This is a genomic window from Halomonas alimentaria (genome assembly GCF_009902005.1).
In the GTDB taxonomy this organism is placed as follows: domain Bacteria; phylum Pseudomonadota; class Gammaproteobacteria; order Pseudomonadales; family Halomonadaceae; genus Halomonas; species Halomonas alimentaria.
In genome coordinates, this window is the sequence record NZ_WUTT01000001.1 from 3,044,897 (window position 1) to 3,070,730 (window position 25,834).

Here is a 25,834-nt window from a genome sequence, read left to right on the forward strand (position 1 = left end):
GGGGCCGGAGCGAGCAGGGGCTCAGCCATCGGCGAGGCGTCGTGTGGTGGCATCCAGGCGGTGCTTGAGTGCCATGATGGTCTGTCCGGGGGAGTGGGCGCAGGTGGCGCCGCGTACCTCCAGGCCCCCGGTGTCGTTCAGCATGGCGCCGGCCGCCGCTTCCTCGATGCGCTGGCGCACCAGCAGGGCCCCGCTCTCGGTGGTGTCGGGAAGCACCAGCCAGAAGTCGGCTCCGCCGATGCGGCCCAGCAGGTCGTGGTCTCGACTGTACTCCGCCACCGTCCTGCAGAAGGCGTCCAGCAGGGCCAGTCGGGCGGGGGTTCCGAACTGTTCATCGGCCACCTCCAGCTGTGGGAGGTGCATCACCACCACGGCGAGTCGCTGGTCCAGCAGCCCGGCACGCTCCACCTCGCTCTCCAGTCGTTCGAGCAGTGGCGCCGACCTCAGGGCGGTGCACTCCTCGTCGCGGGGGTCGGTGGCCATCAGCAGGGCCCGTTGGTGGCGTATTCCCCAGGGGGCGAGCCCGGCGGCGAACACCAGCGTCAGGTAGGCGAGTGACAGCGGTAATGACAGGCCGCCGTCGGCCAGCAGCAGCCAGATCGGCGCCAGGGTCAGGTTGAGCAGCGTGGCCGGTCCAAGCGGCAGGAGGAGGAAGGTCAGCACTGCCGGGAGTCCCAGCCACAGCAGTGCCAGATGGCCTTCTCCCGGCAGGGTGGTGGCGACTATCAGGTAGCCGCAGATCAGCACCAGGTAGGCCGAGAGGCGTGCCGTCTCCTGCTGACCCAGGCGCATCAGCGCGGCGGTCAGCAGCAGGGGTGCGAGCAGGGCCGGCAGCAGGATCTGCGTGTAGTCGCCGACCAGGTAGTGCCATAGCGCCTGGCCGAGCAACAGCACGGCTCCCAGCGCATAAAGCCCTGCCAGCAGGCGTGGGGTATCAGGTATCGGCATCGGGCGTCGCTCCTTGCGTCGCGCTACGAGTGGTGGCCTGCTTCTCCAGGGCGCGGAACTCCTCGGTCAGCGAGTGGGTGCTTGTCAGCGGCACTGCCCTCACGCGCTCCACCTCGCCCAGGCGCTGCAGCAGAGTCGCGCGCCTGCTGGCCGCCTGGGCGGCGTCGCGACAGACCAGCAGGGCCGCCAGGGTACGGCCATCGAGTCGATAGCAATGCTCGAACCGTCGGGTCATCTCGCACAGTTGCCTGGCCACCTGCCAGAGGTGACGCCGCCGGGTGCGCACCAGCAGCAGTTCGGCATAGGTCCCGTCGCGCTCGGCGCGGCCGCGTTCCCGGGCCAGGTCACGGGCCAGGCTGGCGCCAGGCCAAAGGCGCAGCCCCGGCTCCAGGCTGACACGTCCCCTGGCCTGGCCATGCAGAGGTATCAGCCGGCGTGCCCGGGCGAGGCCGAGTGCCAGCAGCAGGGCGAGCACCAGGCCGGCGGCCAGTGCCTGTTCGACGGGCAGCAGGCGTGCCACCCAAGCCCAGGAGAGGGTGGCCAGCAGCACGTTGAGGGCGGCCATCCAGGCGGGCTGGGGCAGCATCACCAGGGCGGCCCATCCCCATAGCCAGAAGGGATAGTGTTCGGCGGATGTCCACAGCAGGGCACCGAGGAGCAGGCTGGGCAGCAACTGCCAGGGCACCAGGGGAGGGCGGCGATGGCTGAACTCGACCAGACCGGCACTGATGGCGAGCCAAGCCGCCGCCAGGCCGAGCAGCATGCCTTCGGAGAAATCGCGGGCGGTCGGCACCATCAGCGCCGGAAGCAGGGCCGCCAGCAGCAGGTTGAGGCGCAACAGGCTGACTTTGTACTTGCTCTGCATGGTGGCTTACTATGACTCCCTTTCCGCGATGTGCCCACTCGGCGCCAGTATAGCGCCGTTCCGGCACGTTCAGGCCACGCCCACAGGAGATACCCTCTGGCATGACAGCTCAAGTCCAGCGCGACGGCGCCGCCGCGGCAGGCGCCGAGGAGATCCGCGATATCGAAGCCTACATGACCGGCCTGGGGCAGGCGGCGCGGCAAGCCGCCGCGGTCCTGCGTCGCACGCCCACCGGGCCCAAGAACGCCGCGCTGCTGGCCATGGCCGAGGCGCTTCAGGCCTCACGGAGCGAGGTGCTGGCGGCCAATGCCAGGGACCTTGAGTGTGGGCGAGAGAGCGGCCTGGACGCCGCCCTGCTCGACCGTCTGGCCCTGGATGAGGGCCGCATCGACGCGATGATCGAGGGGCTCACCCAGGTGGCGGGCCTGCCCGATCCGGTGGGCGAGGTCGATGGCCTGCGCGCTCGGCCCAGCGGCATCCAGGTCGGCCAGATGCGTGTGCCCCTGGGGGTGATCGGCATCATCTACGAGTCGCGCCCCAACGTCACCCTCGAGGCGGCCAGCCTGTGCCTCAAGTCAGGCAATGCCGCCATCCTGCGCGGCGGCTCCGAGGCGCGCGACTCCAATGCCGCCATCGCCGCCTGCATCCGCCAGGGGCTGGCTGCCGCGGGACTCCCCGAGGGGGCCGTGCAGGTGGTGGCCACTACCGATCGTGCCGCCGTGGGCCGCCTGATCGCCATGCCCGAGTTTGTCGACGTGATCATCCCGCGTGGCGGCAAGTCGCTGATCGAGCGCATTTCCCGCGAGGCCCGGGTCCCGGTGATCAAGCACCTCGATGGTGTCTGCCACGTGTACCTGGACGCCACCGCCGATCCCGACAAGGCGCTGGCCATCGCGGTGAATGCCAAGACCCATCGCTACGGTACCTGCAACACCATGGAGACCTTGCTGGTGGATGCGCCGCTGGCCGAGTCGCTGCTGCCGAAGCTGGCCGCGGCCTACGCCGAGCATGGCGTCGAGTTGCGTGGCTGCGAGCGCACCCGGGAAGTCCTCCCGGATGTGGTGGCGGCCGGCGAGGAGGACTGGCACGCCGAGTACCTGGCCCCGGTGCTGGCGATCCGCGTGGTCGACGGTATCGAGGCCGCCATGGCGCATATCGAGCGCTACGGTTCCCATCACACCGATGCCATCGTCACCGAGTCCTGGACCCTGGCCCGGCGCTTCATGGCCGAGGTGGACTCCAGTTCGGTGATGGTCAACGCCTCGACCCGTTTCGCCGACGGTTTCGAGTACGGACTGGGCGCCGAGATCGGCATCTCCACCGACAAGCTGCACGCCCGCGGCCCGGTGGGGCTCGAGGGTCTCACCACCCGCAAGTACGTGGTGCTGGGCGACGGCCAGGTTCGCCAGTGAGCGAGCCGTATCCGCCTGCGCAGGACGGCGGTCCGGCCCGTATTGCCATGCTTGGCGGCACCTTCGATCCGGTGCACCTGGGCCATCTGCGCAGCGCCGTGGAGCTTCGCGAGGCACTGGCCCTCGACCGAGTCCATCTGATTCCCGCCAAGGCCCCGCCGCTGCGCGGGGAGCCTCGGGTGGCGCCGGAGGAGCGCCTGGCGCTGCTGCGCCTGGGGATCGGCGATACCCCGGGGCTGGTTGCCGACGAACGTGAGCTTGCCCGCGAGGGCCCCTCGTTCAGCGCCGATACCCTGGCCTCCCTGCGCGAGGAACTGGGGCCCGATGGGCGGCTGGTGATGGCGCTGGGTCATGATGCCTTCCTGCGCCTGGCCGAGTGGCACCAGCCTCAGCGGCTGTTCGCGCTGGCCCACCTGGTGGTGGTAGACCGCCCCGATTACGAGGCACCGCTGCCGGTAGCGCTGCGCGAGCTGATTGCCGGGCGCGAGTGCGAGGATGCCGAGGAGCTGATGGCGCGCCCCGCCGGAGGCCTGCTGCGCGTGCGGCTGCCTTCGCGGATGGCGATCTCGGCGACTGAGCTGCGTCGGCGCCTGTCCACCGGCCGCAGTGTGCGCTACCTGCTGCCCGAGGCAGTGGAACGGCATATTCTGGCCCACGGTCTCTATCGTCAGGACTGAAGACCGTTCAGGGCCGAATGGGCCCTGTCAGATGGCGGTCAAGGCGTTACAATGCCCATTCAACGACAGCCTGACAGAAGATCCTATGCATAACGACGCTCTCAAGACTCTGGCGGTGGACGCGCTGGAAGAACTCAAGGCCAAGGATATCGTCCAGTTGGACGTCGCACGGCTGACCAGCGTGACCGACCTGATGATCATCGCCAGCGGCACTTCGACCCGTCACGTTGCCGCTCTGGCCGAGCGGGTGGTCGAGCGTGCCAAGGAGGCAGGCCTGCAGCCACGCGGCGTCGAGGGTGGGGTCGGTGCGGACTGGGTGCTGGTCGACCTGGGCAGCGTAGTGGTCCATGTGATGCTGCCCGAGACCCGCCAGCTCTATGACCTGGAGCGGCTCTGGGCCGATCTGCCCAGCGACCTGGAGCCTGAAAACGAGCTGTCCGGCGCATGAAAGTGCGCCTGCTGGCGGTGGGCACGCGCATGCCCGCCTGGGTCACCGAAGGCGTCGAGGAGTACCGCAAGCGCCTGCCCCGTGACTTCGCCCTGCAGGTGGAGGAGATCGCCCCGGGACAGCGTGGCAAGAATGCCGACCTGTCGCGGGCCATGGCCAGCGAGGCCGAGCGGATACGCGCCAGGCTGCGCGGCGATGAGCACGTGGTCGCCCTGGAAGTGGGTGGCAAGGCCTGGAGCACCGAGCGGCTCGCCGAGCAGGCCGAGGGCTGGCGGCTGGCCGGCCGTGATGTGGTGCTGCTGGTCGGCGGCCCCGACGGCCTGGCGCCGGAGCTCTCCGCCGCCGCCGACCAGCGCTGGTCGCTGTCGCCACTGACGCTGCCCCACCCGCTGGTGCGAATACTGCTTGCCGAACAGCTCTATCGCGCCTGGACGCTGATGGTCGGCCACCCCTACCACCGCTGAGTCGACGCCTCGCCGCTCTCTCGCCGCGCTCTCGCCGCGATCTCGCCAACCCCGGGAACCCGATGCGCAAGTCACGTCATAACCTCAAGAGCCCCGAGCAGGAGCTGCGCATCTTCCGGGTGCGTGCGCTGCTTGCGCTGGTGGTGGTGTTCAGCCTCACCGGCCTGCTGATGGGGCGGCTGGCCTACCTTCAGGTGGTTCAGCACGAGGTCTACACCACTCGCTCGGAGAAGAACCGGGTGCGTGTCGAGCCGCTGCCACCTACCCGCGGCCTGATCTACGATCGCAACGGTGAGTTGCTGGCCGAGAATCGACCGACCTATAACCTCACCCTGGTGCGTGAGCGGGTCGAGGACCTCGACGCCACCCTGACGCGACTGGTGGAGATCCTCGAGCTCTCTCCTGAAGAGGCAGAGGCCTTCCGGGTGCGCTCGCGCCAGCGCCAGCGCCCCTTCCAGCCGGCGCTGCTGATGAGCGATCTCGACGAGGGGCAGATAGCGCGGCTGGCGGTCAATCGTCACTTGCTGCCAGGCGTCGAGGTGGAGGCCCAGCTGCTACGCTATTACCCCGATGCCGAGGTGATGGCTCACGCCCTGGGTTACGTGGGGCGCATCAATGCCGAGGAACTCGAACGCCTGGATGCCGGCCGCTATGCCGGGACCCACTTCATCGGCAAGACCGGCGTCGAGCGCTTCTACGAGGACGCACTGCATGGCGAGGCCGGACTGCGTAAGGTAGAGACGAATGCGCGTGGGCGGGTGCTGCGTGAGCTGGGCCGCACCGATCCATTGCCCGGCAAGGACCTGACCCTGACCCTGGACAAGGAGCTCCAGCACCTGGCCTTCGAGCTGCTCGACGGCCGGCGCGGCGCCATCGTCGCCATCGAACCCGCCACCGGCGGTATCCTGGCGATGGTCTCGGCCCCTGGCTACGACACCAACCAGTTCGTCACCGGTATCGATGTGGCCTCCTATCGCGGACTCCAGGAGGATCTCGATCTGCCGCTCTACAACCGGGCGATTCGTGGCCACTATCCTCCCGGCTCGACCATCAAGCCCTTCCTGGCGCTTGCCGGGCTGGCCGAGGGCGTGATCACCCCCGACAAGACCATCTACGACCCCGGGTACTTCCAGCTCCCCAACGATGATCGCCGCTATCGCAACTGGCTGCGCTGGGGACACGGGCGCGTCGATATGGAGCGCTCCATCGCCGTCTCCAACAACACCTACTACTATTCCCTGGCCCACGACCTGGGCATCGACCGTATCCATGCGAACATGACCGACTTCGGCTTCGGTACGCGTGTTGGCCACGATATCTTCGGCGAGAGCGCCGCCCTGATGCCATCACGGGACTGGAAGCGGGAGCGCTACAACCAGCCGTGGTATCCCGGCGAGACGCTCTCGGTGGGCATCGGCCAGGGCTACTGGCAGCTCACACCGTTGCAGCTGGCCACCGCCACCGCGGTGCTGGCCAATCGGGGGCAATGGGTCAAGCCGCGCCTGGCCCGGACCCTCGGTGATGAGCCGCTGTCGGAGCCCCTGCCCGATACTCCTGATGATATCGAGCTGGCCAACGAGGGCTGGTGGAACCGGGTCTTCTCCGGCATGGAGAAGGTGATCTCAGGCCACGAAGGCACCGCGCGCCGCACCGGGGTAGGGCTCGAGTACCGCATGGGCGGCAAGTCGGGCACCGCCCAGGTCTTCTCGCTGGGACAGGACCAGAAGTACAACGCCGACGAACTGGCCGAGCGCCTGCGCGACCACGCCCTGTTCATGGCCTTCGCGCCGATCGAGGAGCCGCAGATTGCCGTGTCGGTGATCGTCGAGAACGCCGGCGGGGGCAGTACCCATGCCGCCCATCTGGCGCGGGCGATGACGGATGCCTGGCTGCTGGATGACGATGAGCCCGATGTCGAGGAGATTCGCGAAGAGATGGGTGAAGACGATGAACGCCTGGCGGGGAACTGATCCATGGCGCTGAGTGACCTCTCGCGCCGCTGGCGACCGTATCCGGTCAAGGCGCCGGCCAGCGGCATGTCGCGTCGCCGCGGGTTCTGGGAGCGCGTCCACCTGGATCCCTGGCTGCTGGGCCTGCTGCTGCTGCTGATGGGCGCCGGTCTGGTGGTGATGTACAGCGCCAGCGGCCAGCGCCTCGATATCGTCATCGCCCAGGGCATCCGCTTTGGTGTAGCGCTGGGGGTGATGGTGGTGATCGCCCAGTTTGCGCCGGCCACCCTGATACGCTGGGCACTGCCGGCCTACCTGCTCGGCGTGATGATGCTGGTGGCGGTAGAGCTGGTGGGCGACATGGGCATGGGGGCCCGGCGCTGGCTGGTGATCCCCGGTGTGATCCGTTTCCAGCCCTCGGAGCTGATGAAGCTGGCGATGCCGCTGATGGTGGCCGCCTACCTCAGCCGTCGGGAGCTGCCTCCCCGGGCTCGGGATCTCGTCGTGTGTGCACTGATCGTCGGAGTGCCGGTAGTGCTGATCGCCAAGCAGCCGGACCTCGGCACCTCGCTGCTGGTGGGTGCCTCGGCGGTCTTCGTGGTGCTGCTGGCGGGACTCTCCTGGCGCATCATCGGCCTGCTTGGTGCCCTGGCCGCGGCGGCGCTACCGCTGCTGTGGATGAACATGCACGACTACCAGCGCCGCCGTGTGCTGACTTTCCTCGATCCCAATAGTGACCCGCTGGGGGCGGGCTGGAACATCATCCAGTCCACCACCGCCATCGGCAGCGGCGGGGTGCTGGGCAAGGGCTGGATGGAAGGTACCCAGTCGCAGCTCGAGTTCCTGCCCGAGCGGCATACCGATTTCATCGTCGCGGTGCTCGGCGAGGAGTTCGGCCTGGTGGGGATGCTGGTCTTCCTGCTGCTCTACCTGCTGATCGTCTGCCGCGGGCTGTGGCTCGCCGCCGAGGCTCAGGAGACCTTCGGGCGTCTGCTGGCCGGCAGTATCATCCTGACCTTCTTCATCTACGTGTTCGTCAACGTCGGCATGGTCAGCGGCATCCTGCCGGTGGTCGGCGTGCCGCTGCCACTGGTCAGCTACGGGGGCACCTCCAGCGTGACCTTGATGGCCGGTTTCGGTATTCTCATGGCCATTCATGCCCACCGCAGGCTGCTGCCACGCTAGCCACGCGACAAGGGCCGGGCACCGACAGGAGAGGCCGCACATGACGCCGTCATGCATTCAGGGAAGGAAGGGGCGCCTGGTCACACTGGCCTGTGCCGCCCTGCTGGCCAGCTCGCCGCTGGCCGCTCAGGAGTTTGCCCCGGAGCACCACGCCGGGGCGAGTGCCCTGGTCAATGAGCTGACCGATGCGGGGATCGAGCGCGCCTGGTTGGAGAGCGCCATGCAGCAGGCGCGCTATCGTCAGGAGGTGCTCGATGCCATGTCCGGCGCCGCCGAACGCCGCCTGCGCTGGGACGAGTATCGGGCGATCTTCCTGGATGACGAGCGTATTTACGCCGGGGTGGCCTTTCTGGAGGCCCACGCCGATGCCTTTGCCCGCGCCGAGGCGGAGTACGGCGTGCCCGAGGAGATCATCGCTGCCATCCTCGGTGTTGAGACGCGCTACGGGCGCATCACCGGCAAGCATCGGGTGATCGATTCGCTGGCGACGCTGGCCTTCCATCATCCCCGCCGTGGCGACTTCTTCCGCGGCGAGTTGGCCGCCTTCCTGGAGATCGCCTATGAACAGCAGGTCGCGCCGGATGAGCCGCTGGGCTCCTACGCCGGCGCCATGGGCTACCCGCAGTTTATCCCCACCAGCTATCGTGCCTATGCCGTGGACTTCGACGATGATGGTCTGCGCGACCTCTGGACCAACCCGGTGGATGCCATCGGCAGCGTGGCGAACTACTTCGCCGAGCACGGCTGGCGTGGCGGTGAACCGATCCTGCATGAAATCGAGGGACCCGCGACGCCCCCCGACACCATCGACTTCAACCGCGCGGCGCGAAAGCCCGCGGTGAGCGCCGGCTCCCTGCGCGACGCCGGGTTCGAGGTGCCCGCCGCGCTGGCCGACGAGCGCCGCCTGCTGCCGGTGGCACTCGAGGATGGCGAGGACAACTGGCGCTACGTGCTGGGCGACTTCAACTTCTATGTGATCACCCGCTACAACCACAGTCATCTCTACGCCATGGCGGCGGTCGAACTGGCCGAGGCGATCGCCACGGCGCGCAATCTCGATGCCCACTGGTTGCAGGCGGTGGATGCCGATGACGAGGAGGCGCGTCCATGATGCTGCGCTGGCTGCCCATTGTCCTTGCGGTCACCCTGGCCGGCTGCGCCGGTAGCGGCGGGCCCGCACCATCCGATTCCGGCCAGGCCGCCACGGTCTCTTCCGGCGGGCGCTATGCCATGTCCGGCGACGCCTACCCCGAGGAGCCGCCGGACGTCAGCCGGGTGCCCGACGCGATTCCTCGCCATGAACCGCACTCGCGGGGCGGCAACCGCTCCAGCTACGAGGTGTGGGGCAAGACCTATCATGTGCTGCCGGACGCCAGCGGCTACGCCAAGCAGGGTACGGCCTCCTGGTATGGCGAGAAGTTCCACGGCTACGCCACCTCCAACGGCGAGATCTACGACATGTACAAGATGTCGGCCGCCCACCGCTCGCTGCCGTTGCCGACCTTTGCCCGGGTCACCAGCCTGGATAACGGTCGCTCGGTGATCGTACGGGTCAACGATCGTGGCCCCTTCCACAGCGACCGCGAGATCGACCTCTCCTACGCCGCGGCGGCGCGCCTGGATATCCTCGACAACGGCACCGGACGGGTGCGGGTCGAGGCCATCGATGTCGACCGTTGGCTCGCCGAGAACGGCGGGTCGAAAGCCGCTGCCGGCGCCGGGCGTCAGGTCGCGAGTCAGCCGGCTGCTGCCGCGACGACGTCCGTGGCCCGCGAGGCTCCTTCCGCTGCGGCCCGCCCGGCGGAGGGCCGTGCAGTCGAGCGCCGCCCGGCGGAAGGCCGCCCCGCGGATCGCCGCCCGCTCTACCTACAGGTGGCGGCGCTGGGGTCCGCCGACAGCGCCCGTGCCCTGCGAACTCGCCTGGAGAACGAGCTTTCGCGGCCAGTGCGGGTGGCCGAGGCCTCGGGGGCACATCGCGTGCAGGTGGGCCCCATCTCCGGCGCCGACCAGGTCGAGCCCCTGCGCGAAGCGCTGCAGCGTGCCGGCTTCGCCGAAAGTTTCATCGTCAAGGAGGCCGAGTGATCGGCCTCGATTTCCCCTTTCCAGAAAGACCTGACGAGAGTCGCCCCATGAAAGAGCTGTTTTCCCTGCGTTGTGGCCGTCTGCTGCCGGTGCTGCTGGCCTGTCTGGCACTGTTCGTTGCGGCACCTGCCGTGGCTCAGGAGGTCCCGGTTCCACAGCCCCAGACCCTGATTCCCTCGCCGCCTCAGCTGGCGGCGAGCGGCTGGATCCTGATGGACGCCGACAGCGGCCGCGTGCTGGCCGAGCACAATGCCGACGAGCGCCTGCCGCCGGCTAGCCTCACCAAGCTGATGACCGCCTACCTGGTCGAGCGTGAGCTCGACCGCGGTAATATTGCCATGGACGACATGGTCCCGGTCAGCGAGAACGCCTGGCGCACCGGAGGTTCGAAGATGTTCATCGAGGTGGGGACCCAGGTCTCCATTCGAGACCTGCTCTACGGCATCATCATCCAGTCCGGCAACGATGCCAGCGTGGCAGTGGCCGAGCACCTGGCTGGCGGCGAGGCGCCCTTCGCCGATCTGATGAACCAGCACGCCGATCGCCTGGGGCTGACCAACACCAACTTCCTCAACGCCACCGGCCTGCCGGCAGAGAATCATTACTCCACGGCCCGTGACATGGCACAACTCTCGCGCCATATCATCCAGGATTACCCGGAGCACTATAAGATCTACGCCGAGAAGTACTTCACCTACAGCGACATCCGCCAACCCAACCGCAACCGCCTGCTGTGGCGCGACCCCAGCGTTGACGGCCTCAAGACAGGTCATACCGAGGCGGCGGGCTACTGCCTGGTGGCCTCGGCCAAGCGTGACGACATGCGCTTGATCACGGTGGTGATGGGTACCAACTCCGAGGAGGCTCGTGCCCAGGAGACCCAGAAGCTGCTCAGCTACGGCTTCCGCTACTTCGAGACCCTCAAGCTCTATGACCGTGGCTCGGTGCTCAATACCCCCCGGGTGTGGGGCGGCGAGATCAACGAGCTGCGCGTCGGTGTCGACGCCGACGTGGTGATGACTGTGCCGCGCGCGCGCAACGGGGAGCTCACCGCACAGCTGGATATCCAGGGCGATCTCGAGGCACCGATCCAGCAGGGCGACCGCGTCGGCACCCTGCAGGTGAGTCTTGGTGAGGAGCTCGTCGGCGAGCAGCCCCTGGTGGCCCTTGAGACGGTCGAGGAGGGCGGTTTCATCAAGAAGCTGATCGACCAGGTGCAGCGCTTCTTCTCCAACCTGATCGGCGGCTGGTTCGACTGATCGCCATCGGCCAGGTGTAACCACGAGGAGCAAGCCGCTTGGGCTTGCTCCTCTTCGTTCGGGGGGCGCATTGGTCACCAGGCCTGACCTTGAGTAAAATAGTCGCCTATTCACGAATATCTGGAACCAGCATGAACGACAAGTCGCTGCGCGACCTGCGGCGTCCCAGCCGTCCGGTCTCCGGCAAGCCGCCGAAGATCACCTTCCCGTGCCGCTACCCGCTCAAGGTGGTGGGGGACGCCGCCGATGACTTCGCCGCGGAGGTGTGCCAGATCGTCAGCCGCCACGACCCCGAGTTCGATGCCGCCGCCATGCAGGTGGTCGACAGCCGCAATGGCCGCTTCCAGTCGGTTCGGCTCACCATCCTCGCCACCGGCGAGGCCCAGCTACAGGCGCTGTTCGTCGAGCTCAAGGCCACCGGCCGTGTGCATATGGTGGTGTGATGGCTGCTAGCCCCACTCTTGCACCCATCGAACTGCATCGCCTCGGCCGCCGGCCCTACGAGCCCGTCTGGCAGGCGATGCGTTCGCTCACCGATGAGCGCGATGCCGATACCCCCGACCAGTTCTGGCTGGTCGAGCATGACCCGGTCTTCACCCAGGGGCAGGCGGGCAAGCCCGAGCACCTGCTGATGCCCGGCGATATCCCGGTGGTGCAGACCGACCGCGGCGGGCAGGTTACCTACCACGGCCCCGGCCAGGTGGTGCTCTATCCGCTGATCGATGTGCGTCGCGCCGGACTGGGCGTGCGCGAACTGGTCAGTGCCCTTGAGAACGCGGTGATCGCCATGCTCGCCGAGCACGGGGTCGCAGCGCGGGCGCGCCCCGATGCACCGGGCGTCTATGTGGAGCAGGCGGGTGGAGGAGAAGCCAAGATCGCCTCGCTGGGACTGCGTATCCGCCGCGGCGGCAGCTTCCACGGCGTGGCGCTCAACATCGACGGTGACCTCTCACCTTTTCAGCGCATCAACCCTTGCGGCTATGCGGGCATGGCGATGACGCGCCTGGCTGACCTGGTCGATGACTGCCCCGATGTAGAGAGGGCAGGGGAGCGCCTGGCCGAGTGCCTGGCGCGGGAGTTGGGCAGGACCCTAGCTTCAAGCCACAAGCTACAAGGAAACCCCTTGTAGCTCAGTGGCTCGGTCAGATAATTCTGCAGCTTGCAGCTTGCAGCTTGCAGCTTGCAGCTTGCAGCTTGCAGCTTGCAACGTTATCCCACGTTAATGGCGTCGATGCGGTCGGGGTCGGGCTCCTGGCCGGGCACCTCGGCGGGGGCGGCCAGTCCCAGGTTGTTCTTCTCGAACACCCGGTCGGCGCGATAGCTCGAGCGCACCAGCGGACCCGCCGCGACCTCCATGAAGCCCTTCTCGAGTCCCAGACGACGGTAGCGGTCGAACTCCTCGGGGCTCACCCAGCGCTCCACCGGCAGGTGATTGCGGGTGGGGCGCAGGTACTGGCCCAGGGTGACGATATCCACGCCGATGGCGCGCAGATCGTCGAAGGTGGCCAGGATCTCCTCGTCGGTCTCGCCGAGGCCGAGCATCAGGCTGGTCTTGGTCAGCACCTTGGGGTTGTGGGCCTTGGCGTGGGCGAGTACATCGAGGGTCTTGCGGTAGCCAGCCCGGGGGTCGCGGACCCGATCGGTCAGGCGCTCGACGGTCTCGACGTTCTGGGCGAACACCTCGAGGCCGGAGTCGACGACCCGCTCGATGGCGGAGTGGACGCCGTCGAAGTCCGGGGTCAGCGCCTCGACCACTACCTCGGGGGTGTTGCTCTTGATGGCGCTGATGCACGCGGCGTAGTGGGCGGCGCCACCATCGTCGAGGTCGTCCCGGTCCACCGAGGTGAGTACCACGTAGCGCAGGCCCATCAGTTCCACCGACTTGGCGGTGTTGGCCGGCTCCTCGGCATCCAGCCAGCCGCCCGGGTTGCCGGTATCCACGGCGCAGAAGCGGCAGGCGCGGGTACACACCGATCCCATCAGCATGATGGTGGCGGTACCGTTGCTCCAGCACTCGCCCATGTTGGGGCAGTGTGACTCGGCGCAGACCGTGCTCAGGCGATGTTCGCTGACGTTGCGCTTGACGGCCTCGAAGCGCTCGCCACCAGGGATCTGGGCGCGCAGCCACTTCGGCTTGCGGCCCGAGACGCCGCCGCCCTCGTCCTGCTGGGAACGCTGCTTGATACCGTCCTTGATGGCGGCGAAGCCGTGCTCCGTGCGAAACTTCTTGCCGCTGGCGATGGTGGTTTTCGGGGTGCTGTCGCTCATTGGGTGTGAGCCCCTCCGCTCGGCGTCGTTCGGGCCGGCGTGGCCATATTGCCCGTTATGTAGGGCGTTGGCCTGGCCCGCCTTGGCGCTGTTGGGTTGCTGGTAACAGGCGCCAATTTACCATAGCTGCGCGCACTCGGCATGGTATCGGAGGGCGCCTGGATCTGTGCCGGAGGCGTCCCGGGGGATCCGGGAAGCGAGATCGGACTCGTCGTGGCCAGAAAAGTGCGTTATATTGCAATGCAGCAAAGACCGGATTGACGACCCGAGTTCCCTTTCCCCTGATCGCCAACGCCAGGAGGTCACCATGATGACCCTTCCGATGCCGACACCCCCGGCCGATGCGCTTTCCCTTGTCGATCCCTTTGGCTTCGGGCGCGCCGCGGGCCGCTACTGGCTCGACGCCGTAGAGCGCAGCGTGCTCTATCTGGACGTGATGCGCCTGCGTGGCAACCAGTACCTGGAGCATATCGAGCAGACCAAGCCCAGTGTACTGGGATTCGACGCCGAAGTGCTGATGGACGGCCGTGATCTGCCGCGCCCGGTCAACTATGAGCTGCTGCGCATCGTGCCGCCGGCCGGCCAGCCTACCGATCTGCAGATGCGTCCCTTCGTCGTGGTCGACCCTCGGGCCGGCCACGGCCCGGGCATCGGCGGCTTCAAGCCCGACAGCGAGATCGGCGTGGCACTGCGTGCCGGACACCCCTGCTATTTCATCGGCTTTCTTCCCTACCCGGTGCCCGGCCAGCAGGTCGAGGACGTGGTCGAGGCCGAGGTGGCCTTCCTGCGTCATGTCAACGAGCGCCACACCGAGCTCTCCGAGAAGCCCATGGTGGTGGGCAATTGCCAGGCGGGCTGGCAGGTGATGATGGCCGCTTCCCTGGAGCCTGACCTGTTCGGGCCGATCCTGATCGCCGGTGCGCCGCTCTCCTACTGGGCGGGCGAGCGCGGCAACGCGCCCATGCGCTACACCGGCGGGATGACCGGCGGCAGCTGGATGACCTCACTGTTCAGCGACCTGGGTGACGGAACCTTCGACGGCGCCTGGCTGGTGCAGAACTTCGAGAACCTCAACCCGGCCAACACCTTCTGGACCAAGCAGTACCGCCTCTACTCCAAGGTGGATACCGAGGCGGAGCGCTACCTCGAGTTCGAGCGCTGGTGGGGCGGCCATGTCGTGCTGGGTGGTGACGAGATCCAGTACATTGTCGACAACCTGTTCGTCGGCAACCGGCTATCCACCGCGCAGCTGGTGACCTCCGATGGGCGGCGCATCGACCTGCGCAACGTGCGCTCGCCGGTGGTGGTGTTCTGCTCCCAGGGCGACGACATTACTCCGCCCCCCCAGGCGCTGGGCTGGGTGCGCGACCTCTACGAAGGCAGTGACGACATCGTCGCCAACGAGCAGACCATCGTCTACTGCGTCCACGACACCACGGGCCACCTGGGTATCTTTGTCTCGGGCAGCGTGTCGCGCAAGGAGCACACCGAGTTCACCGCCAACATGGACTATATCGATGTGCTACCGCCCGGCCTCTACGAGACCACGATCTCGGAGGCCGAAGAGCATGACGACAGTGAGCTGATCGAGCGCGATTACCTGCTGGAATTCACGCCGCGCAGCGTCGACGAACTCGACGAGGTAGTCCAGCACCGCGCTGACGACGATACCCGCTTCGCTACCGTGGCGCGTCTCTCCGAGATCAATCTGGGGCTCTATCGGCTCTTCGTGCAGCCCTGGGTGCGTGCCCTGGCCACCCCCGAGTCGGCCCACTGGATGCGCCGGATGCACCCCAATCGCCTGGGCTACCGGTTGCTCTCGGACCGCAACCCGCTGATGGCGTCGATCCCGGTGCTGGCCGAGCGCATCCGTGCCGATCGCCACCCGCTGGATGAGGACAACCTCTTCCGCGTGCTGGAGTCGATCGCCTCGGACCAGATCACCCGCAGCTTCAACGCCTGGCGCGATCTGCGTGACGGTGCCACGGAGCGTCTGTTCCTGGATGTCTACGGCCAGCCGTTGCTGCAGTCCCTGGTGGGGCTGGGTGGTGATGCCCACGTGCATCGTCGCCGTCCCGGTGCCGAACCCGAACATCGCCGCTTCATCGAGCGTCGCCGGGCCGAGCTTGGTGAGCGGGTCGCCGAGGGGGGCAGCCACGAGGCGGTCGTCCGCGCGCTGATCTTCGTTCTGGGTGGTGCCCCCTCCACCGACGAGCGTAACTTCAAGCGCCTGCGTGCCTCGCATGCCGAGCTCGAGCCGCAGCTCTCGCTGGCCGACTTCAAGTGCCTGATGCGCGAGCAGTTCTTTATCCTCAAGCTGGATCGCGAGGCGGCCGTCGAGGCACTGCCGGCGCTGCTCAAGGGGCAGACTGCCGAGCAGATCGCAGCACATCTTGAGCATATCGAGCATGTGCTGGCGGCCAGCGGCGAGCTCTTCGATAACTCCACCGAGCGTCTGGAAAGGGTGCGTGGGCTCTTCGAACGTGCCATCGACCATGCGCCGCGGATCGAGGCGGAGGCTCGCGCCGAGGCCGAGGAGTGGATCGGCAGCCAGGCCCAGGCGCAGCGCCAGGCCTACCACGAACTGGAGGGGCTGATGGAGGCCCGCGCGGCGTCTGGCGCCGATGTGAAGGCCGCGGCCGAGGATCGGCACCAGGAGACAGTCGAGCCAGTGGCTGAGCCCGAGCCTGCCAAGGCAGAGGCCGAGCCCGCCAAGGCAGAGGCCGAGCCCGCCAAGGCAGAGGCCGAGCCGAGCGCCAAGCCGGCGGCCAAGCCCACGCCAGCACGGCGTCGCGGCACCACTAACCGCCGCAAGCCGCGGGGCGGCAACAACTCGCGCTGATCGCTTACCCAGCGCTATCCGGCGCCCCCGTCGCTCCGTGCGGCGGGGGCGCTGTCGTATGTGATAGCCGCTTGCCCAGGCGGGATACGCGGTCTAGGGTCAGAAGGCCGGCCCGGGTGCGCCACTGGCGTGACGCCTGGCGCTGGGGTAGGGTAAGCGCATTTTTCACCCGCCCGAGCAGGGCGGCAGGAATTCGCCAGGCACGGCACCGGGCTCGTGTCACCGACACTTAGTGGAGCACTATGGGCAAGTCACTGGTCATCGTCGAGTCGCCGGCCAAGGCGAAGACAATCAACAAGTATCTCGGCAGCGACTTCATCGTGAAGTCCAGCGTGGGTCATATCCGCGACCTGCCGACCAGCGGCTCGGGCAAGGCAGCCTCCGATCCCAAGGAGCGTGCCCGGCAGGCCGCGGCAACGCGCAAGATGTCGCCGGAAGAGAAAGCCGAGCATCGCCGGCAGAAGGCCCAGGATCAGCTGATCCGCCGCATGGGGATCGACCCTGAGCACGGTTGGAAGGCCAACTACGAGATCCTGCCCGGCAAGGAGAAGGTCGTTGCCGAGCTCAAGAAGCTCGCCGAGAAGGCCGATGCCGTCTATCTCGCCACCGACCTTGACCGCGAGGGGGAGGCCATCGCCTGGCACCTGCGCGAGACCATCGGTGGTGACGAGGCCCGCTACAAGCGCGTGGTCTTCAACGAGATCACCAAGAATGCCATCCAGGAGGCCTTCCAGGATCCCGGCAGCCTCAATATCCCGCGTGTCGAGGCCCAGCAGGCGAGGCGTTTCCTCGACCGGGTAGTGGGCTTCATGCTCTCGCCGCTGCTGTGGGCCAAGGTGGCCCGTGGGCTCTCGGCAGGGCGCGTGCAGTCGGTGGCGATGCGGCTGATCGTCGAGCGTGAGCGCGAGATCCGCGCCTTCGTCCCCGAGGAGTTCTGGGACGTCCATGCCGACCTGGTTGCCGACAGCGGCGAGCCGGTGCGCTTCGAATTGGTGCGCCAGGACGGCAAGGCCTTCCGGCCCACCTCCGAGGCCGAGACCCTGGAGCGTATCGCCGCGCTGCGCAAGGCGAGCCTTGCGATCACCGCGCGGGAGGACAAGCCGACCCGCTCCAAGCCCAATGCCCCCTTCATCACGTCGACCCTGCAGCAGGCCGCCAGCGGCCGGCTGGGCTTCTCGGTGAAGAAGACCATGACCCTGGCTCAGCGCCTCTATGAGGCCGGCTATATCACCTACATGCGTACCGACTCCACCAACCTCTCGAAGGATGCGGTGGAGAGCGTGCGTGACTTCATCGGCGAGGAATTCGGCCCGCGCTATCTGCCCGAATCGCCCCTGCGCTACTCCAGCAAGGAGGGCGCCCAGGAGGCCCACGAGGCGATCCGACCCTCCGAGGTGGGGCGGCGAGCCACCGACTTGGCGGGCATGGAGCGTGACGCCGAGCGCCTCTATGAGCTGATCTGGCGTCAGTTCGTGGCCTGCCAGATGACCCCGGCCGAGTATCTCTCTACCGTCCTGACCGTCGAGGCCGATGGCTATGAGCTGCGAGCCAAGGGTCGCGTGCTCAAGTTCGACGGCTATACCCGGGTGATGAAGCCCATGGGCCGCAAGGACGAGGACCAGTCGTTGCCGGACCTCGCCGAGGGCACCGCCATGAGCCTGGAGGTGTTGGATCCCAGGCAGCACTTTACCAAGCCGCCGGCGCGCTATACCGAGGCGAGCCTGGTCAAGGAACTGGAGAAGCGCGGTATCGGCCGCCCCTCCACCTATGCGGCAATCATCTCCACCATCCAGGACCGCGGCTACGTCAAGCTGGAGAACCGCCGCTTCTATGCCGAGAAGCTCGGCGATATCGTCACCGAGCGCCTCAAGGAGTCCTTCCCCGACCTGATGGACTACTCCTTCACGGCGCGCATGGAGGACGGCCTCGACGAGGTGGCCGACGGCGAGCGCAACTGGCAGGCGCTGCTCGATGCCTTCTATGCCGAATTCAAGAAGGAGCTCGACGCGGCCCAGAGCGAGGAGGGCATGCGCCCCAACCAGCCGGTACCCACCGACATCGACTGCCCCACCTGCGGGCGCAAGATGCAGATCCGTACCGCCTCCACCGGAGTCTTCCTGGGCTGTTCCGGCTACAACCTGCCGCCCAAGGAGCGCTGCAAGACCACCATCGACCTGCTTCCCGGCGAAGAGGCCGTGGCCGCCGACGCCGATGAGGAGGCCGAGACCGATGCGCTGCGCGCCAAGCACCGCTGTCCGAAATGCGGCACCGCCATGGACAGCTACCTGATCGATGAGACGCGCAAGCTGCATATCTGCGGCAACAGCCCTGACTGCGATGGCTATGAGGTGGAACACGGCAAGTTCCGCATCAAGGGCTACGACGGGCCGACCATCGAGTGCGACAAGTGCGGCAGCGAGATGCAGCTCAAGAGTGGGCGCTTCGGCAAGTACTTCGGTTGCACCAACAGCGAGTGCAAGAACACCCGCAAGCTGCTGCGCAGTGGCGAGGTGGCGCCACCCAAGATGGATCCCATCGACATGCCGGAGCTGGCCTGCCAGAAGGTCGACGACCACTACGTGCTGCGTGACGGTGCCAGCGGTCTGTTCCTGGCGGCCAGCAAGTTCCCCAAGAACCGCGAGACCCGTCCGCCTCTGGTCAAGGAGCTCAAGGCCCACGCCGAGGAGCTACCCGAGAAGTATCGCTACCTGCTCGACGCACCCAGCGAGGACCCGGATGGGCGTCCCGCTCAGATCCGCTTCTCGCGCAAGGCCAAGGAGCAGTTCGTGATGAGTGACGAGAATGGCAAGGCCACCGGCTGGAAGGCCACCTATGATGGCAAGAGGTGGCAGGTGGAGGACAAGCGCAAGTGACGCCACGCTCCCGGACCAACCAGTTGTTCTACCAGGCCGAGCTGCTGCTCGACATCTCACCGGGTGACGACGAGCACGTCGAGGCGCGGCGCATGGCGGCCGAGGAGGGCGCCCTGGCGCTCACCGAGCTGGCGCTCGAGTCGCTGTTGCGCGAGGTGACCGAGCATGCGCGCCTGCCCGGCCATGATTGGCGTGAGCTGCTGGGCCCCGAAGGGGCCGGCATCGCCGAACTGCACCGCCTGCGTGAGCTGGCTGCCCGGGAGGGCAGCTGGCTCCACTGGCTGATCGCCAGGCTCGAGGCGCTGCACGGCGACGATGGCGTCGCTCGACGGCGGGGTGGAGCCGCCGCCGGCCTGATCGCCGTGGGCGGCGGTGCCGAGCTGGGCAGTGAGCTTGGCGGCTGCCTGCGCCAGGCCAAAGCCGAGATCGCCGCCCTGCGCGAGACCAGTCAGGAGTGGTAGGCCACCTGCAGCGCCTTGCCATCTTCGTCGACGTCCAGAACGTCTACTACACCTCCCGCCAGGCCTTCGGCCGACATTTCGACTACCACGCCTTCTGGGCGCGCTTCGCGTCCGGCCGCGAAGTCGTGGTGGCCAATGCCTATGCCGTGGATCGAGGCGATCCTCGCCAGCGCCAATTTCAGGAGATCCTGCGTGGCATCGGCTTCAGCGTGAAGCTCAAGCCCTTCATCCAGCGCCGCGATGGCTCCGCCAAGGGCGACTGGGATGTCGGCATTACCCTGGACGCCATGGAGGCGGGCCCTCGGGTCGATCATGTGGTGCTGGTCTCCGGCGATGGTGATTTCGATCTGCTGGTGACCCGCCTTCGCGAGCGCTGCGGTGTCAAGGTCACCGTCGTCGGCGTGGAATCCCTTACCGCAGGCTCGCTGATCCGCGTGGCCAGCGATTTCGTTCCCATCGAGGGTTCGCTACTGCTCTAGCTCTATCGGCTCCGGCTGTATCGTCTTTGGTTGATACACATCAAGCGCTGGGCTGCCAGCTTGTCTACGCTGAAGGTAAAGGCGCGCCGTCGGTCAGGCGAGATGATTGCCAGTCAGTGATATCAGCGAGAAGGGGACACGCCATGCGGTTTCATCAGGTGAAGGAACTGGTCGACTGGGCGGCCGGTTATCATCGGCGTCTCGCCGAGCAGTATGCGGCGCTGGCCGGTGGCGAGGTGGGCGAGCGGGTACAGATGGCCCTCGAGTATCTGGCCGAGCACGAGCGGAAGATGGAGCAGGAGCTCACCGAGTATCGCCAGGACGGAAGCGACCACGGCGCGGTGCTCGAGGCGTGGTTCGATGACCCGGCCGATTTTCCGCACCCGCCGGTGCTCGAACGCCTGCCCGAGTGCATCGATTGCAGCAATGTGCAGTCCGTACTCTCCACGGCGTTGACGGCACATCGCACCTTGCAGGACCTCTACGACCATCGTGCCGAGCGTGCCGCCGGCAGTGACGAACGCGAATTCTTCGAGGCCCTCTCCCGCGGTCACGAGGGGGAGGTGCGGCGCATCGCCCGTGACATGCAACGACTCGAGGACTACTGAGGAGACCGCCATGAACGACCAGATACTCTCCCCCAAGATGCTGGGCTACTGGAGCGATGCGGATATTGCCCAGGCCACCGATGAGCCAGGGATCTACTGCATCTACCGTGCAGCCAATGATCCTGAAACCGGTGTCATGGAGGCCCAGGAGCTGCTTTATGTCGGGGAGAGCGGCAGCGCCCACTACGGTATCCAGCATGATGAGTCTCGCCCACGCTGGGAAGCGTGCCTGCAGCCCGGCGAGGCGCTGTGGTACTCCATCGGTCCCTGCGGCAAGGCCAACCGTGAACGCCTCAAGGCGGCCATGATTCATGCCCACAAGCCCCGCCTGAACCAGGACAGCCCCTACCTGGAGCGCTTCCCCTTCGACCGCACCACCGTCCATCTCTACGGGAGGAAGGACAAGCTGCAGGCCATCTTCACCGTGGAGCGCCAGGAGTGAATGCGCTCCTTGGTTGGCGATAGGGGGTTCTTTGGGAGGGCTGCTTTGCCGCGCTAAGGCGACGATAGCTGCCTTGAAGCAGGGTTATCGCAGTTAGTAGCCATGCGGCGATAGCCACAGGCGCCGGGGACAGGGCGAAGAGGGGGTCCTATGCCAGGGATGGCATCGGTAGCGCCCAGGGAGGGGTTCACAGCGCCCCCTCGAAGTCCTGTCGCCGGGAAAGCCTGGAGTGGTTCTGCCATCTGCAATAGCCCTGTGCCTTGAAGCAGGGACGGTGTGAAGGGCGTCCATAACCGGTACAATCGCGCCCCCTTCCATGTACCCACCGGACCCTCTCCTTGATCTCCACCGCCAACATCACCATGCAGTTCGGGGCCAGGCCCCTGTTCGAGAACGTCTCCATCAAGTTCGGCAACGGTCACCGCTACGGCCTGATCGGTGCCAACGGTTGCGGCAAGTCCACCTTCATGAAGATCCTCGGCGGTGACCTGGAGCCCTCCTCGGGTCAGGTGATGGTCGAGTCCGGTGCCCGCCTCGGCAAGTTGCGCCAGGACCAGTTCGCCTTCGAGGAGGAGCGGGTCATCGACACCGTGATCATGGGCAATACCGAACTGTGGCAGGTGGCCGCCGAGCGTGAGCGCATCTACTCGCTGCCCGAGATGAGCGAGGCGGACGGCATGGCCGTGGCCGACCTCGAGGTGCGCTTCGCCGAGCTCGACGGCTACACCGCCGAGTCCCGGGCCGGTGAACTGCTGCTGGGACTGGGTATCCCGCTGCACCAGCATGCGGGCCCCATGAGCGAGATCGCCCCGGGCTGGAAGCTGCGCGTGCTGCTCGCCCAGGCGCTGTTCGCCGACCCCGATGTGCTGCTCCTCGACGAGCCCACCAACCACCTGGATATCAACACCATCCGCTGGCTCGAGGGGATGCTCACGGCGCGCAACAGCACCATGATCATCATTTCCCACGACCGCCACTTCCTCAACAGCGTCTGCACGCACATGGCGGACCTGGACTATGGCGAGATCCGGCTCTTCCCGGGCAACTACGACGAGTACATGACCGCCGCCACCGCCGCCCGCGAACGCCAGCACGCCGACAACGCCAAGAAGAAGGCGCAGATCGCCGACCTGCAGGCCTTCGTCAGCCGCTTCTCGGCCAACGCCTCCAAGGCCAAGCAGGCCACCTCCCGGGCGCGCCAGATCGAGAAGATCAAGCTCGAGGAGATCAAGCCCTCGAGCCGGGTCAGCCCGTTCATCCGCTTCGAGCAGGCCAGGAAGATCCACCGCAACGCGGTCAACGTCGAGGGCCTCACACAGGGCTTCGGCAGCGAGCCCGCGCTGGTCGAAGGGTTTGGCATGACCGTGGAGGCCGGCGAGCGTATCGCCATCATCGGCCCCAACGGTATCGGCAAGACCACCCTGCTGCGTACCCTGGCCGGTGAGCTGGCGCCGCTTTCCGGCAGCGTGAAGTGGACCGATAGCGCCGATCTTGGGGTCTTCGCCCAGGATCACGCCGATGACTTCGCCAACGACGCCACCCTCTACGAGTGGATGGCCCAGTGGACCGACGGCGGCGAGCAGGAGGTGCGTGGCGCCCTGGGCAGGATGCTGTTCTCCAGCGACGATATCGGCAAGTCGGTCAGGGTGATCTCCGGCGGCGAGCAGGGCCGCATGCTGTTCGGCAAGCTGGCCCTGACCCGCCCCAATGTGCTGCTGATGGACGAGCCCACCAACCACCTGGACATGGAGTCCATCGAGGCACTCAACCTGGCCCTGGAGAACTACCCCGGGACCCTGATCTTCGTCAGCCACGACCGCGAGTTCGTCTCCTCGCTGGCGACCCGGATCCTCGACATGAGCGCAGAGGGGATCACCGACTTCAGCGGCGGCTATGACGACTACCTGCGCAGCCAGGGCCTGTTCGGCTGACCCTGCCGACAGCTCGGCTGTTGTGGGGCTGGCGACACTGCCCGTCTGACGGGCCTGACAGGTGGCCTGCCGATACGCTATAAATCCCCTAGCCGCGCCGTCGCGACGAATCGATGGCGCTCGATATCAGTGCTAAGAGTTCCCACACGATGCCTTCACTCTCACGCCGTCGCTTCAGTCGACTCGTCCTTGCCACCCCGCTGGCGCTGCTGGGCGTCGGCTCTGCCCGGGCCAACCTGGTCGAGACACAGCTCACCCGGGCGCACCTGCCGCGCCACGCCGACGAGGTCTGGGTGCTGGTGGATGACAGCGAGGCCACGCTCATCGTCTACCGCGGCAACCGCGAACTTGTGCGCTACGTGCCCATTTCGCTGGGGCGCGGCGGGGCTCGCCCCATGCGCCTGAAGGGCAGCGGGGCCACCCCCAAGGGGGAGTTTCGCGTCAATCGCTTCAACCACGAGAGCGACTGGCACCTGTTCGTCGGGCTCGACTACCCGACGCCGACCCATGCGCGTGTCGCACTGGATGAGGGCATCTTCACCCAGCAGGACTACGACGACTATTTCCGCTACTACCGGGCCAACGGGTATCCTCCCCAGGATACCGCCCTGGGTGGCTTCATCGGCCTGCACGGCGTGGGCAAGGGAGACCCCGATATTCATCGCCAGTTTCACTGGACCCAGGGGTGCGTAGCGGTGACCGATGAGCAGATCGAGCGGTTGGCGGCGTTGATCGATATTGGCACACGCGTCGTGATCCGCTAGGCTGGTACATGCGCAAGGGACGTTAAAGCGATGGACAAGCGCCGTTGCGTATAATAAAACAGCGTTTGACTCCCGTGCTTCGAGTACAAGTTGTTTCGAGCACAAGTCGCTGCAGACGCGCCTGCAGTCGCAGGCAAGACGCCTGACTTTCAGGCTTCTTTCAACGCAGTACCAAGGAAGACCCAAGGAGAACACCATGACTCTGAAGACCACCCTGAAGCTGACCGCCGCCGCTGCCTCTCTGGCCATCCTGGCTGGCTGTGCTTCCACCAGTGCCCTGGAAGAGGTTCGCATGACCGCTGAGTCTGCACAGGCCGACGCTGCAGAAGCTCGCAGCATCGCTGTTCAGGCGCAGAACACCGCCAACCAGGCCCAGCGTGATGCCCAGGCGGCTCTGCAGATGTCCGAGCAGAACCGCGACGAAATGAACCGCATGTTCAGCCGCTCCATGCAGAAGTAATTCTGCTGGAGTGCTGACATCGCCTCAGGGCGATGGCGGTTGTGCAGGAACAGAAGACCCCGCCTCGGCGGGGTCTTCTTGTTTCCGGATTGTGGTTCCGATGCTTAGCGCTCGGCGATGGCGATGGACTCATAGAGGTTGCGCGGTTCGGCCGGCTCCGGGGTCGGTTCTTCCTCGGCCGTCTTGAGCAGCGAGATGGCCTGGCCATCGGGGGACTCCACCAGCGCGCGCAGGCGCTTGTAGTCCACCGGAGGCTGCTCCTCGCCGAAGACCTGGGCCACCTTGTCCATGGCGAACATCAGCGGCTCGAAGCCTTCGCGATTCTCTTCCAGTGCCGGATAGGACTGGGCCAGCAGCTCGCCATCCGCCGTCCAGCCGGCCTTGAACGGCTGGTCGATGATGTTGACCCGGGTGCCGCTGGGAACGCGCTCGTAGAGCGATTCGATATCCTCGGGGAACATGCGGATGCAGCCGCGACTCACACGCATGCCGACCCCCTCGGGCTTGTTGGTACCGTGGATCAGATAGCTGGGGATGCCCAGCAGGATGGCGTGGCGGCCCAGCGGATTGTCGGGGCCAGCAGGGACCACCGACGGCGCCGGCTCGCCACGGGCGGCGGCCTCACGGCGCATCGAGGCGGGCGGTGACCACGCCGGGTCCTTGACCTTGATGGTGGTCTTGGTCACCCCGACCGGCGTGGAGAACTCCTCGCGGCCCACGCTGATCGGGTAGGTCTCCACCACGCCGGGCTCCGAGAAGTAGTAGAGGCGCAGTTCTGAAAGGTTGATCACGATGCCATCCCGCTTGGTATCGGGCAGCACCCGGCGAGCCGGAATGGTGACCTCGGTATCGGCGAAGGGAGCCCAGATACTGACATCCGGATTGGCCATCCGGATCTCTTCGTAGCCGACGTTGTGCTCGCGGGCGATGTCGATAAGGGTGTCTCCCTCCTCGACGGTGACCGTATAGCTTTCGCCTATCACGCTGCCTTCCTCGGGCAACGCGTAATGGCCACGCGGCAGCTCATGGACATCTTCATAGGCAGGAGTGGCAGCCTGCGCACCGGAGGCGAGCAGGGCACCGAATCCTATTGCCATGGCGCGGCAAAGGCCGCGAGGGGTCAGTGTCAGGATATTCATCAGGGTCGTTCAACTCCGGGAAGCTGTAGGGTCACCGGTTATTCCCTTGACCGGTGCCGGTGGTCGGTGCGATGAGACGTTTCTATAACCCTATAGAGTGCAGGGAAAGTCGGCGGTTCGCCAGTTCTGCTAGGCCTTCGGCCAGCCAGAAGCCACAAGCTACAAGGAGCAAGTTTCAAGGAAACCCTTGGGCCTTCGGCCAGCCACAAGCCACAAGGAGCAAGTTTCAAGGAAAACCTGTTGCTTCCAGCGATGTGAGCAATATCATCCTGGCTTGC

General features: G+C 66.6%; 24 protein-coding genes. 20 read left to right on the plus strand and 4 right to left on the minus strand.

The window, feature by feature from the left end:
* Positions 1-21: 21 nt before the first annotated feature.
* Positions 22-948 carry a GGDEF domain-containing protein gene (locus GRB96_RS14370; protein WP_161432761.1) on the minus strand — a complete coding sequence of 309 codons (927 nt, stop codon included), beginning with the start codon at positions 946-948 and terminating at the stop codon, positions 22-24.
* A complete protein-coding gene (locus GRB96_RS14375; RefSeq protein ID WP_161432762.1) occupies positions 935-1,813 on the minus strand; it encodes a hypothetical protein in 879 nt (292 codons plus the stop codon). Before GRB96_RS14375 ends, GRB96_RS14370 begins: the two co-directional genes overlap by 14 nt.
* A gap of 101 nt (positions 1,814-1,914) precedes the next feature.
* Between GRB96_RS14375 and GRB96_RS14380 the strand changes: the two genes are divergently transcribed.
* From GRB96_RS14380 to lipB, 11 genes are all read left to right on the plus strand, one after another.
* Positions 1,915-3,225, plus strand: coding sequence for a glutamate-5-semialdehyde dehydrogenase (locus tag GRB96_RS14380; RefSeq protein ID WP_161432763.1), 1,311 nt, complete (start codon positions 1,915-1,917; stop codon positions 3,223-3,225).
* Positions 3,226-3,272: 47 nt separating this feature from the next.
* The gene (gene nadD / locus GRB96_RS14385; RefSeq protein WP_161433149.1) at positions 3,273-3,902 is read left to right on the plus strand and encodes a nicotinate-nucleotide adenylyltransferase; all 630 of its coding nucleotides are present in this window, start codon (positions 3,273-3,275) and stop codon (positions 3,900-3,902) included.
* 85 nt (positions 3,903-3,987) lie between these two features.
* The gene (gene rsfS / locus GRB96_RS14390) at positions 3,988-4,350 is read left to right on the plus strand and encodes a ribosome silencing factor (protein ID WP_161432764.1); all 363 of its coding nucleotides are present in this window, start codon (positions 3,988-3,990) and stop codon (positions 4,348-4,350) included.
* On the plus strand, positions 4,347-4,814 hold the full coding sequence (rlmH, locus tag GRB96_RS14395) for a 23S rRNA (pseudouridine(1915)-N(3))-methyltransferase RlmH (protein WP_161432765.1): 468 nt from the start codon (positions 4,347-4,349) through the stop codon (positions 4,812-4,814). Before rsfS ends, rlmH begins: the two co-directional genes overlap by 4 nt.
* Positions 4,815-4,876: 62 nt before the next feature.
* The gene (gene mrdA / locus GRB96_RS14400) at positions 4,877-6,784 is read left to right on the plus strand and encodes a penicillin-binding protein 2 (RefSeq protein ID WP_161432766.1); all 1,908 of its coding nucleotides are present in this window, start codon (positions 4,877-4,879) and stop codon (positions 6,782-6,784) included.
* A 3-nt stretch (positions 6,785-6,787) separates the two neighbouring features.
* Entirely contained in the window at positions 6,788-7,948 is a 1,161-nt protein-coding gene (gene rodA, locus GRB96_RS14405; protein WP_161432767.1) for a rod shape-determining protein RodA, read from the plus strand.
* Between the two features lie 40 nt (positions 7,949-7,988).
* On the plus strand, positions 7,989-9,059 hold the full coding sequence (gene mltB, locus GRB96_RS14410; protein WP_161432768.1) for a lytic murein transglycosylase B: 1,071 nt from the start codon (positions 7,989-7,991) through the stop codon (positions 9,057-9,059).
* The gene (locus GRB96_RS14415; RefSeq protein ID WP_420841757.1) at positions 9,056-10,030 is read left to right on the plus strand and encodes a septal ring lytic transglycosylase RlpA family protein; all 975 of its coding nucleotides are present in this window, start codon (positions 9,056-9,058) and stop codon (positions 10,028-10,030) included. The genes mltB and GRB96_RS14415 overlap by 4 nt, the downstream gene beginning before the upstream one ends.
* Before the next feature lie 47 nt (positions 10,031-10,077).
* Positions 10,078-11,289 carry a D-alanyl-D-alanine carboxypeptidase family protein gene (locus GRB96_RS14420; RefSeq protein WP_161432769.1) on the plus strand — a complete coding sequence of 404 codons (1,212 nt, stop codon included), beginning with the start codon at positions 10,078-10,080 and terminating at the stop codon, positions 11,287-11,289.
* A 131-nt stretch (positions 11,290-11,420) separates the two neighbouring features.
* Positions 11,421-11,732 (plus strand): HP0495 family protein, encoded by a 312-nt coding sequence (locus GRB96_RS14425; RefSeq protein WP_161432770.1) that lies wholly within the window; start codon positions 11,421-11,423, stop codon positions 11,730-11,732.
* Positions 11,732-12,418, plus strand: a complete 687-nt coding sequence (lipB, locus tag GRB96_RS14430; protein WP_161432771.1) for a lipoyl(octanoyl) transferase LipB — start codon at positions 11,732-11,734, stop codon at positions 12,416-12,418. The genes GRB96_RS14425 and lipB overlap by 1 nt, the downstream gene beginning before the upstream one ends.
* 80 nt (positions 12,419-12,498) lie before the next feature.
* On the opposite strand, the gene lipA is transcribed toward lipB, so the two are convergent.
* Positions 12,499-13,557, minus strand: coding sequence for a lipoyl synthase (gene lipA / locus GRB96_RS14435; RefSeq protein WP_161432772.1), 1,059 nt, complete (start codon positions 13,555-13,557; stop codon positions 12,499-12,501).
* 307 nt (positions 13,558-13,864) lie between these two features.
* Here lipA and GRB96_RS14440 point away from each other — a divergent pair, with 307 nt between their 5' ends.
* From GRB96_RS14440 to GRB96_RS14480, 9 genes are all read left to right on the plus strand, one after another.
* Positions 13,865-16,399: a DUF3141 domain-containing protein gene (locus GRB96_RS14440; RefSeq protein WP_420841758.1), complete on the plus strand. Its 2,535-nt coding sequence runs from the start codon at positions 13,865-13,867 to the stop codon at positions 16,397-16,399.
* A gap of 242 nt (positions 16,400-16,641) precedes the next feature.
* Positions 16,642-19,272: a type I DNA topoisomerase gene (topA, locus tag GRB96_RS14445; RefSeq protein WP_161432773.1), complete on the plus strand. Its 2,631-nt coding sequence runs from the start codon at positions 16,642-16,644 to the stop codon at positions 19,270-19,272.
* Positions 19,269-19,733 (plus strand): DUF6586 family protein, encoded by a 465-nt coding sequence (locus GRB96_RS14450; RefSeq protein ID WP_161432774.1) that lies wholly within the window; start codon positions 19,269-19,271, stop codon positions 19,731-19,733. Before topA ends, GRB96_RS14450 begins: the two co-directional genes overlap by 4 nt.
* Positions 19,734-19,738: 5 nt before the next feature.
* Complete coding sequence (locus GRB96_RS14455) at positions 19,739-20,212, plus strand: NYN domain-containing protein (protein WP_161433152.1); 474 nt, start codon at positions 19,739-19,741, stop codon at positions 20,210-20,212.
* Between the two features lie 143 nt (positions 20,213-20,355).
* Entirely contained in the window at positions 20,356-20,820 is a 465-nt protein-coding gene (locus GRB96_RS14460; RefSeq protein ID WP_161432775.1) for a 2-hydroxyacyl-CoA dehydratase, read from the plus strand.
* A 10-nt stretch (positions 20,821-20,830) separates the two neighbouring features.
* Positions 20,831-21,262, plus strand: coding sequence for a hypothetical protein (locus tag GRB96_RS14465; protein ID WP_161432776.1), 432 nt, complete (start codon positions 20,831-20,833; stop codon positions 21,260-21,262).
* Positions 21,263-21,600: 338 nt separating this feature from the next.
* Positions 21,601-23,193: an ABC-F family ATPase gene (locus tag GRB96_RS14470; RefSeq protein WP_161432777.1), complete on the plus strand. Its 1,593-nt coding sequence runs from the start codon at positions 21,601-21,603 to the stop codon at positions 23,191-23,193.
* Positions 23,194-23,342: 149 nt separating this feature from the next.
* The gene (locus GRB96_RS14475; RefSeq protein ID WP_161432778.1) at positions 23,343-23,957 is read left to right on the plus strand and encodes a L,D-transpeptidase family protein; all 615 of its coding nucleotides are present in this window, start codon (positions 23,343-23,345) and stop codon (positions 23,955-23,957) included.
* Between the two features lie 196 nt (positions 23,958-24,153).
* A complete protein-coding gene (locus tag GRB96_RS14480) occupies positions 24,154-24,417 on the plus strand; it encodes an Lpp/OprI family alanine-zipper lipoprotein (protein WP_161432779.1) in 264 nt (87 codons plus the stop codon).
* A 104-nt stretch (positions 24,418-24,521) separates the two neighbouring features.
* Here GRB96_RS14480 and GRB96_RS14485 read toward each other — a convergent pair whose 3' ends face one another.
* On the minus strand, positions 24,522-25,556 hold the full coding sequence (locus tag GRB96_RS14485; protein ID WP_161432780.1) for a L,D-transpeptidase family protein: 1,035 nt from the start codon (positions 25,554-25,556) through the stop codon (positions 24,522-24,524).
* Between the last annotated feature and the right edge of the window lie 278 nt (positions 25,557-25,834).